We start from the raw sequence: 8,409 nt of genomic DNA on the forward strand, positions 1-8,409 counted from the left end.
TTCATCGTGTTCCATGATTCTGAGCCAAAACCCTCCTGCGCCACCACGGCACTCTTCCCGGGTGCCACGGAAGCCGCGCCGACGCGGCGGTGCCGGCCTGGTTGCACAGGGCTGCCCCCGACCCAAACAGTTGCGGCGCATTGAGGACATTGCAATCACTGACCGTGCAGCCATCGGCGCGCTCGATGAGATGGTCCGCCAGCTAGAGAGGTGGGCTGGCGCCTGGTGACAGCGCCTAGGGCTTTCGGCGGCCGTGGTACGGCGAAGCAGGCTCGCGGCGTCGAGGATGAAGCCGCACTTCGCGATGTTCTTCTGCTCACACGACCGGGAGACAAGGTCGACCCCGCGGGCCGGATGCTGTTGACCGGGCGTGAACTGGCAGCCCATCCCGCTGAGGATCTTCTAACGGGAGAAACCTCGCTGCGGTGGGGAAGATTTCGATCGTCGCCCGCGACGACGAGGCGGTCAGCGACCTGACCAGACGAGCTCGGCAGCTTTCCGCTGCGGCATGGTGACCGGCGCGATCATGGCCGCCGAATGAGATCGCTTCGAACGCACCGTCGGATGCTGGCTCGCCGACGCTTTACTGGCGCAGCGCCTGGGAGGGGCACGAGATTCCGGTAGAGACCAGATGCACCTGGGAGGCGCGAACGTCCTCCAGGCCGAGCCGGTCCGGCGAGCGGTCGAATATCGCGAAAACTTGGCCACCGCGTGCACGTAGGATCGCTGGGTGGCCGGCGACAGATTGCGGATCGTCATGTCCTCGATCATGCGTCGGCGAAGAGGGCTCAACTCGGCCATCTCAAACTCTCAAACTCCTGTTCTCAAGATTGCGCTTCAACAGCCGCAATCCTTCAAAACAGAAGCGTCATCCGCAAACCCACGCACCAAATGACGCGTCAGCGGCTTCGTTCAATCCCTTTATGGGTCCGGATCCTAGCAGGTTGTGACCATTGCTGTGGCAATGCAGCAGTCCTGGATGGCTGCATCAAATAAGTTCCAAGATGCCCCGGGCGCGCTTCCACCGGACCACCTGGACGCTGCAGTTAAATGCACAAATCCACGCGCGTGCTGAAGCATCGTGAAAAATTCATGGATTATGACCCGATCCAATTTCGGTCGATCAATCAGCGCCCTTCGCCGGGGCTGTCGGTCCGCATCGCGCCTGACAGCGGCGCTATGCTGGCGCTCCCATGGCCGCCCTGTTGAATCGCTTTCTCCAGCACCGAACTGAATTGGTCCCGCTGGCGAACATTTCGATGCTTCCGCCTTGTAGGCCTTCTTTGTTGCGGCCGCCTCTGCGGCACGGCTGCGCCGACGTGAACGTGCTTGGCGGCACGTTTTGTCAGGGAGGGGAAAGAGGCGCGCGGCCCTCTCCCAGCAAGCCGCCGCTGGCGGATTCCTCCGTCTGCCCGCTGCGCTCCCTGCAGACCGGGGAGACCCTTCCGCCCCCCTTGCTCCCGCTGCTCGCCGCGATGCAGGGGGACAGGCGACCTGAACCCGTGCCCAAGCCGATCTGATGGCCGCAGAGGCGGTGGGGCTGGACATGGGCCCGTGGTGGACATACGTGCCACACAAATCCTCATGCTCGCCTAACCGGCTGCAACGTATGGCAATCCGGGCAGACCCGACGAAAGAAGGAGTAGGTCTCGGCCATTCCCGTGTCCGAACCCAGAAAAGTTACTGGTTTCCTTACGGGCGCGATACAAAGGGCACAGGCTGGACTTGGCTGCCGGGGGCGGGGCTTGTCGACCGCTCAATCGAAAGTGAGAGACGAGGAGGAGAATCACCGACCTGCAGAGCGGCAAGGCGCTCGCCTACTTCCCTGTCAGTCACCGTTAGCCGATGGTTTAGACGAAGATAGTCCGTCCATGTCGGCGTGCGGAATGTCTCGGTCCAAAGAGTCGAGTTCTGAAGATCGCGCTGGAGGGTCCAGTCCCGCGCACCGGCACGGCTCTGAACGCGCCGCCTTTCGCGCATGCAGCTCAGAAAGTCCTCGATATTCTCCTCGGGTATCGAGTACTCCACCTTGATCACGATCGGGCCGCTCCTGGGCTTCAAATCGAGGGCCAGTTCTGGTGGCCTGAAGTCGAAGGCCCCTTGATCCGATTCCTCCCATAGGCGGACCGGCAATAGCTTTCCCACAGCTGCAACCAGCAACAGCGCCGCTGCAGCACCTTCCAAAGCCCACGTCAGGGAATAGTTCTGCGCGACAGCACCCCAGATCCAGCTGCCCGCTGCCATGCCGCCGTAGGTCAGGGCGTAATAGATCGACAGGGTGCGACCAACGACCCACCTTGGGCTTGCCAACTGCACACACACGTCGGTTCCGGTCCAGGTGACAACCCAGCCTGCGCCAGCGATTGCAAGCGCGATCGCTGCTACAGCCACCGATGATGTGAGAGCCAGTAAAAGGCAACACGTTGCGCAAGCAACGGACGCGAACGTGATCAATCGATTTTGGGACGTGATGCGTCGCAAGTAGCTATTGCCAATGCCCGCGATGAAGGCGCCTGTGCCGAAGCCGGCCAACAGGACGCCGTAAACAATTGGCCCCCCCGCCAGTTGGTCGCGAACCAGGAGGGGGAGCAGAGCAAGGATCGAGATGCTTGACAGCCCGAACAGGGTTGCACGCACGATCGCCACTCTGATCTCCGAGGAGATTGCCGTGAAGCGCATGCCATCATGAATGGCCGTCGTCATCCGCTCGCGCGGAAGAGGCGAAGAGCGAACTTGCCACTTGGAGCGCAGTACAGCGCTCAACGGGACCAGGTCGGTCAGCGCAGCGAAGGCGAAAGCCGTAAGGGGGCCCAGCAAAGCCAAAATTACACCGCCAAGCGCCGGTCCTATGCTTCGAACCACGTTGTACCCCACCGACATCAGCGTCACTGCAGCGGGTATGTCGCGCTTTTCCAGGATGTCGCCGACCGAGGCGTGCCAGGCTGGATCATTCAAGGCAAAGCCGCATCCCGCCAAGAAACTCAGTCCCAAGATCAGCCATGGACTGACAAAGCCCAGTCCAACAGAGAGAGCCAGCGCCGTGGATGCCAGTGCGATCAGGCAATGTCCGGCAAGCATCACGCCGCGGCGGCTGAAGCTGTCTGCAATCGCTCCAGCAAGGATCGACAAGAAGAAGGCGGGCAGTGTCGATGCAGCCTGCACGAGCGCAACCATCAGATCGGAGGCTGAAATCGTTGCCATAAGCCAGCTTATAGCCACGCTCTGCACCAGCCAGCCAAGGCTGGATATCTGCGTGGCTGTCCAGATCGAACGAAAGACCGGATTCTGAAGAGGGATCAGTGTGTTTGCCGCAAAGGGCGGGGAATCTTGACGCCGCATGACTTCTCACCTCCACCACGTAGTTCTTTCACTCACTCACTCGCTGACAGCGGTGCGCTTACGCACAGCTGCGTCACAACCAAGTTCCGATATCGCGCTCGCAACAAAGTAGATGTCGCATCCACGGTGCCGATGCGCGATGAGTGTGCCAGTTGGGCGTCAGCTGGTCTGGGTCGCGCAGCCCGATGGGGTGCGGTCTGCCCTGCGACTCTTGGCCTTGGACGGTGCTACCGCCCCGATGGCCGGGTTGTCAAACTGCCACGGTGCTAGCAGCGCCCATCCCATCCTGACAGGCATGAGCATACGACGCAGTGCATCGCTGGTATCGGAGGCGGGTGCAAGATCAAGGGTGGCATCGTCTTGACAAGTACGAGCTGGTGGGCGCCTTTGCCCGACCTACACATCGGCGATTCATGGGGCCGCCGTTCAACTCGTTGGTCTATGCGCAAAAAACATAATACGCTTGTAAAAGACGTTTCGTGTCGGCGCAGGCGCCGAGGAGGGCGCGGAAGCCTTGAGCATCGTCATCCCGCCACCGAACGTCACCGGCTCGCTGCACATGGCCATGCGCTCAACAACACGCTGCAGGACATTCTGGTGCGCTTCGAGCGCATGCGCGGCAAGAACGTGCTGTGGCAGCCCGGCATGGATCACGCCGGCATCGCCACGCAGATGGTGGTCGAGCGCCAGCTTATGGAGAAGCAGATCCACCGCCGTGACCTGACGCGCGACGAGTTCATTGAGAAAGTCTGGGAGTGGAAAGCCGAATCCGGCGGCGCGATCTTCAACCAGTTGAAGCGGCTGGGGCCTCGGCCGACTGGAGCCGAGAACGTTTCACCATGGACGAGGGCCTATCCAAGGCGGTGCTCGAAGTGTTCGTCACGCTCTACAAGGAAAGGCCTGATCTACAAGGACAAGCGCTTGTCAACTGGGACCCGAAGCTGTTGATCGCGAGTCCGACCTTGAGGTCGAACAGCAGGAGGTCAACGGCAACCTCTGGCATTTCCGCTACCCCGTCGAGGGCGAGGTTTTGGATCCGGAAAATCCTAAAACCTTCATCACCGTGGCGACGACCCGCCCGGAGACGATGCTGGGCGATATGGCGGTCGGCGGTGCATCCCGACGACGAGCGTTTCCGACATCTTGTCGGCAAGAACCTCATCCTCTGCCGATCGTCGGCCGCAGGATCGCGGTGGTGGCGGACGAGTATTCTGATCCGGAGAAAGGCAGCGGCGCGGTCAAGATCACGCCGGCGCACGACTTCAACGAATTTGAGGTCGGCAGGCGCCATAAGTTGCCGGCGATCAATATTCTCACCGTAGAGGCGGCGGTCACCCTCACGGACAATGACGACTTTCTCGCCGGGACGACATGGTGCGTAGTCGCCATGCTGCCCCTGGCCAGATCGTAGATGACCTCGGCTTGTTCGCCATGGCGAGCCGAAGCACGTTGACGGCCGTGCCGGGTGATGCGCCGTCCCAGACTATCATCCCAAAATCGGCGCGCGCCATCTCCCGGTCTTTGGCGGCGTACAGCCCAGTCGCCCAGATCATTGCGGGGTTCCTTGGCCGCATGGAAGACCCCGACATGTTTGTAGCCGTAGCCCGCGAGCAGGCCCTGCGCCTCGGCATCGGCTCCAGAGGCGTCGCCAATCAGCACGCCGTGCACGGCAACAACGATTGGGCGGATCCGAGCGATGGCAGGTTCCGGCAGCTCAAATATCTCGCGTGAACCCCCTATGAATATCATCGACATCATGACTTTCCCTTCTCTCCAGGGCTCCCTCGCTCTGACCGCCGTCTCCCTCTGGCCCTGCGTGAGGGGTCACCCGAACGCCGAGACGGCGAAGCCGGCTCGGGGAGCGGCGGGACGCCGCAACTAGAGCCCGGTCGGCGGCAGGCCCGCGCGCAGACCTGCCGCTTCCGGAGGCGCTACGCGCGCAGAGCTAGTGGCCTTTGTCGGCCAGCCAGAGGCTCACGTCCTGGATCGAGCGCATGAGCACCGACGGATTGTCCCGCGCGGGAATGAAGCCCCAGCTCTGCCAGTAGCGCTCTGCCTCGGCGTCGATCGCCCGCACCACCACCGCGCGGCCGCCGACGATGTCGGCGCCGGCGACGCAGCGATACAGCGCGTCCTTGACCAAGCCGCTACCGACGCCTTGTCCGGCATAGCGGTGGTCGACGGCGAGTTGTCCGATCAGCAGGCAGGGGATCGGATCGGGCGGGCGTCCGGTGCGGATGGCGCGCGGTGCGCTATTTGGCTGGATCACGCCCGGCGCGAGGCCGTAATACCCGACGACTGTTCCCTCGTCGTGAACGACCAGGACGCGGGTAAACCCGCGGGCCTGGTTCGTTCGCGCGAAGCCGGCCAGCCAAGCATTGAGCGCCGGCTTGCCGCAATCGAAGCTGTCGAGGCGGTGCGCGTCGTCGAGGAGTTCGATGCCTGAAAGCGCCACCTAGCGGTCCCAGGGCGGGGACCGACGCAGCCGCTCGGCCGCCTTCGCCGGGGGCGCAGCGGCCGGGGCTGAGATCGCCTGCATGAAGGCGTCATAGGCTTCCGGGGACACGCGGATGACGGTTTCGTTGAGGATGGCCGCCTGCGCCTCGTGCAGCGCGGCGCGCCGCATGAACTCCGTGCGCGACAGGCCGAGCAGCTCCGCGCCGCGGTCGATGATGGTGAGATCATCGTCGCGAAACCGCATCGAGACGGGTGCTTCCTTCCTGGTGGGTATGGTGGCCATGGCGCGCTCCTGTGCTGCGGACGTATATACGTTAGTGTAACGCGGAACGCAATACTACGTTCCCTGGCGACGTCTCGTGGCGGATGGTCTCAGGATTTCTCGCCGCATCGGTTCTTCTCGGCTTCTCGCCCCAGTCGCCATTGCCGCAACCCAGAGCAAGGTGGCTTTGGTCAGCTCCTGCGGATCAATTACGGCTTAGAAAGCGCATTTGTTTTTGGCGGCCGGATGAGCGGGTCCAGAAGCGAAGTCGCTGCCATGACTGTCGCCGGACGAGCCCCGGCTATCCCGAACCTGATGAACATCTGACGCGATGGCGACTTTCGGGCCGTCACGCAACAAAGGAGGAACGGCTATGAAGGCTGGGCGGCGGCACTTTCATTCTCAGGCGCCGCTCTATGCCACCTGTCGGCCAATGTGACATCGCCACTGCGGTCCTTCGAACAAGTCGATTCGATTCTGAATTTCGGCCTTTAGATGATTGTAGCGATTGAATCAGCGACAAGGGCTGGGCAATCGCGGTTGTGGTGACCGCGAGCCACTAAGCTTGTGCCGTACCCTTACAATGATTCATCAAGGCGTTTACCTCGGCAATCACGAGATCCGGCGTGATGTCGAACTTGCATCGGACTTTGACCGGACAATGCCGCACTTGGTCCAGACCACATCCGCGACATTCAATAACACTCATAAGCATGCTGACCAAGGGACCTCGAAACCCCCAAATCTCCGGTAGATGTGACGCCGTGAAAATGCCGATAGTAGGGCGGCCAAGCTGGGCAGCGACATGGCCGGTGCCTGAATTGTTCGAAACGACGAGCGCGGCCGAATTCACGAGACAATTGAATTCCAATTCTGACAAGTCGACAGCCGTCCGAATGTTCGCGGCCCCACGTTCCCTAGCTATCTTCGCAACCTCCTCAAGCGCTTCCAGGCATTCGCCACGGCCAACGAGGACCACCTCACCACGGGTCGAAAGAGCAGCGACAACTTTGCCAAAACTTTCAATGGGCCAATCTCGCAGGCTGGAATTGGAGAACGGAGCCACGACAATCGGGGCATTGCCTGTAGTCGAATTCTGTGGGTGACCCGCTCCGCTTTCGAAATAGGCAGCTGCCTTTGCGACCAGAAAGAGGAGGATTTCTGACACATGCTGGAGACGCACCTGCTTACGGTCAATGAACCAATCAAGCCATCTACGGGGGATTTTGTTAGCAAGCCCTATTTTTTGGACCAGCTTGTAGAAAATGGTTCTGCGCAGTTTCAGATTGAATGGCGCTATCGCAATATCGATCTGATGCATGCTGTACGGATCAACTATCGCCGCACGGTGCCTGGCGGGAACTTCAAGCAAGATCGGCCTTGTTTCTTCCGGAACACGCATATCAATGGCAAGATCAAACTCGCCGGTCAGCAGCGGCCTTATGTCCGCGGCTTCTTTGCGCGTTTTGACTTTTGGGTTGCGAGGAAAAAAGTCAAAAGCAACGTGATCGTCGGCGAGGTCAAACTGTTTTGCAGTAGCGATGTTCCAGCTTCCCACCACCAGCGTAATGTGGGCATGCGCAAAACGCTGACGAAGGTCCTTTAGAGGCCCTAGAGACATCCAAAAGTCGCCGACATGATCAAGCTTGAGGACCAAAATTCTCATCCTTGCGCTTGACTGTTCCGGCTCTTCCCAGCTGCGGTATATAATTTGATTGCCGTCGTGCTTTGTAAAATATGCCATTGCCATTCCGAAGATTATACGGTCAACACTGATAGCCCAGTGACGCGTGTGTAGGTTGGAGTGCTCCCCACTTTGTCCGCGTCTCCGCAAGAATTCTGCCATCAGATCCAAGCCGCGCTCCAGCAGGAGCTGTTGGGCGAAGTCTGCATCTCTAGCGATGGTAGCGCGCCAAGAAAGCCAGCTATGTCCCGACCCGCAATGTGAAGGGCTTCGTCACGGTCTCGCATGCATTAGTTCGGCAACGCCGAGTAGACGGTGATCGCCAAGCCGCCGTCCCCAGATCTCGGAGCATAACGGCAGTGGCCTCGCTCTTTGGTCGATGCTGATCCTGAATGAGACCGTCGCCGCCGGCGACGACATCGCCGGCCGGATTGACTGTCTCCGGCACGCCCTGTCGCTGTGGTCCCGCATCATGGTGGTTACAAAGGACCCGCCGCAGGCGCTTTTTTCTGCGCGTCCGGGTCGTCCAACATGAAGTGGACGAATCAACCCTGTGATGAAGTCGAGCCCCAGGCCCCCGGGGGGTGGGAGGCGGGGGCGATGGAAACCAATTATATCCGGGGTTTGTTAGAGGCACCACAATAACCGCGATAGCCAGTTTTTGTGG

The 8,409-nt window shown here is 60.7% G+C and carries 5 protein-coding genes and 2 pseudogenes; 2 read left to right on the top strand and 5 right to left on the bottom strand.

Annotated features, from left to right (window positions below; all coding sequences use genetic code 11):
* Window positions 1–601: 601 nt before the first annotated feature.
* A pseudogene (locus tag NKH41_RS27505) lies at window positions 602–801 on the bottom strand (phage integrase N-terminal SAM-like domain-containing protein); the annotation flags it as partial.
* A gap of 891 nt (window positions 802–1,692) precedes the next feature.
* A complete protein-coding gene (locus tag NKH41_RS27510) occupies window positions 1,693–3,339 on the bottom strand; it encodes an MFS transporter (protein WP_352690174.1) in 1,647 nt (548 codons plus the stop codon).
* Between the two features lie 511 nt (window positions 3,340–3,850).
* Between NKH41_RS27510 and NKH41_RS27515 the strand changes: the two are divergent.
* Together NKH41_RS27515 and NKH41_RS27520 are read left to right on the top strand one after the other, a co-directional pair.
* Window positions 3,851–4,705: pseudogene (locus NKH41_RS27515) on the top strand (class I tRNA ligase family protein); the annotation flags it as partial.
* A 56-nt stretch (window positions 4,706–4,761) separates the two neighbouring features.
* Window positions 4,762–5,070 (top strand): hypothetical protein, encoded by a 309-nt coding sequence (locus NKH41_RS27520; RefSeq protein ID WP_352690169.1) that lies wholly within the window; start codon window positions 4,762–4,764, stop codon window positions 5,068–5,070.
* Window positions 5,071–5,284: 214 nt separating this feature from the next.
* On the opposite strand, the gene NKH41_RS27525 is transcribed toward NKH41_RS27520, so the two are convergent.
* From NKH41_RS27525 to NKH41_RS27535, 3 genes are all read right to left on the bottom strand, one after another.
* Entirely contained in the window at window positions 5,285–5,794 is a 510-nt protein-coding gene (locus tag NKH41_RS27525) for a GNAT family N-acetyltransferase (protein ID WP_352457366.1), read from the bottom strand.
* Window positions 5,795–6,079, bottom strand: coding sequence for a type II toxin-antitoxin system TacA family antitoxin (locus tag NKH41_RS27530; RefSeq protein WP_352690167.1), 285 nt, complete (start codon window positions 6,077–6,079; stop codon window positions 5,795–5,797). It abuts the gene before it with no gap.
* Between the two features lie 538 nt (window positions 6,080–6,617).
* Window positions 6,618–7,802, bottom strand: coding sequence for a glycosyltransferase family 9 protein (locus NKH41_RS27535; RefSeq protein ID WP_352453586.1), 1,185 nt, complete (start codon window positions 7,800–7,802; stop codon window positions 6,618–6,620).
* Window positions 7,803–8,409: the final 607 nt, after the last annotated feature.

It is taken from the genome of Mesorhizobium sp. M1169, from assembly GCF_040318345.1.
GTDB lineage: Bacteria > Pseudomonadota > Alphaproteobacteria > Rhizobiales > Rhizobiaceae > Mesorhizobium.

What these genes read in the sequence shown, in the direction of transcription:
- NKH41_RS27510 (WP_352690174.1), bottom strand. Translation starts at nt 3,339, where the DNA reads ATGCGGCGTCAAGATTCCCCGCCCTTTGCGGCAAACACACTGATCCCT.
- NKH41_RS27530 (WP_352690167.1), bottom strand. Translation starts at nt 6,079, where the DNA reads ATGGCCACCATACCCACCAGGAAGGAAGCACCCGTCTCGATGCGGTTT.
- NKH41_RS27535 (WP_352453586.1), bottom strand. Translation starts at nt 7,802, where the DNA reads ATGGCATATTTTACAAAGCACGACGGCAATCAAATTATATACCGCAGC.